This window comes from Paenibacillus cisolokensis (assembly GCF_050481165.1).
GTDB classification, from domain to species: domain Bacteria; phylum Bacillota; class Bacilli; order Paenibacillales; family Paenibacillaceae; genus Paenibacillus_AH; species Paenibacillus_AH cisolokensis.
The window spans coordinates 1-1,534 of record NZ_JBCNFP010000026.1; the positions used below are offsets into that span (position 1 = coordinate 1).

The window sequence follows — 1,534 nt, forward strand, 5'->3', positions numbered from 1 at the left end:
GTAACTTTTTAGGCAATACGAAACTAGACCCTTACCTTTTCCATTTTTTCGAAGGGTCTCGTGTTGGCTATATACCTCAGCACCAGAATTAGGCCGTTTGTTCGATGCTGACTTTGACTCCCAGAGACTCTAATCGTTTGATCGACTGTTTGATTACAATATCTTTTCTACGTTGATCGTAGAAATCGGCTCCGAGTTCAACATAGTCTTGCTCTCGAGTTAAAAGATGATAGGCGATGGTTAAAATAGTATGGCCTACAGCTACCGCAGCACGATTGGCCCCTCTACGAGCGGCAATCCGATGATACTGAGCAGAAAGATACGTGTTTTTGGTTCTTGCGGCAGCTCGCGCCGCTTCGACTAGCGCATGACGCAGCTTCTTGTTTCCTTTTCGTGTTCGACCGGACTTTCGTTTCCCGGCACTTTCATTGTTACCTGGAGCCATCCCGGCCCACGAACACAAATGGGCAGCAGATGGGAATTGATTCTTTACGTCGGTACCGATTTCAGCCAATATCTGTTCAGCGTTACGTCGACCGACACCGGGAATCGTATCCAATCGCTCCAGGTCTTTCTCAAAAGGGAGCATCCGCAATTTAACTTCTTCATCCAATTTGGAAATCTGCTCGTCGAGAAAATCAATGTGCTTCAATTGGGCGTCTAGCATGAGCTTCTGGTGCGGCCCGATCAGCCCTTGTAACGCACGCTGGAGGTCATCTTTCTTGGTTTTTAACCGTCTCTTGGCTAACTCGGATAACTCCTTGGGATCCTCGATCCCTTGGATCATGGCTTCAATCATAGCCCGGCCCGATACACCAAGTGTATCCGTCGCCACCGAAGAGAGCTTGATATTCGCTCCTTCCAGTACCTTTTGAATCCGGCTGACTTCTCGGGAACGTTCTTCGATCAAACTTCGGCGATAACGGACCAGTTCGCGCAACTCTCTCTGTTCTCGATTCGGTATAAAGCTGCCCTGTAGCAGACCGTGCCGCAAAAGATTCGCAATCCATTCGGCATCTTTCACGTCGGTTTTACGTCCCGGTACTGCCTTAATATGCTGAGCATTCACCACCATCACTTGAAGTTCTTCAAGCTCGAGAATGTTGTACACGGGCTTCCATAACACACCGGTGCTTTCCATTGCCACATGGGTACAACGATGACTTTTGATCCAGTCGGCCATCTGCATCAAGTCATCTGTCATTGTACCGAAAGTTCGAATCTCTTTGCCTTTCGGTGTAAGAACGCATGCCGTAACGTTCTTCTTATGCACGTCAAGTCCGCAGCAATGTTTGTACACCACTCTCACGAGTGTTCATCCTTTCTACGGCTGCTGGATTTAGAGGCTGGTGCAACAACCATATCAAGGTTATTCTATCTTGCGTGCTTCCCAGATGGGAGCAACAATCTGTGGTGCACCTGGTCGCTGTGATCAGTCTATCCTGCGGGTTCGAGACACCATAGTAACACGACCTACCTTCGCCAGCCGTAAGAAAATTATACCGCATCAACCCTATTTTCATCATCTGATGGT

At 48.3% G+C, this 1,534-nt stretch carries 1 protein-coding gene; it reads right to left on the reverse strand.

Features of this window, described 5'->3' with window-relative positions; translation table 11 throughout:
• Nucleotides 1–88 precede the first annotated feature (88 nt).
• Nucleotides 89–1,309, reverse strand: coding sequence for an IS110 family RNA-guided transposase (locus ABEV74_RS04690; protein WP_430143767.1), 1,221 nt, complete (start codon nucleotides 1,307–1,309; stop codon nucleotides 89–91).
• Nucleotides 1,310–1,534 lie beyond the last annotated feature (225 nt).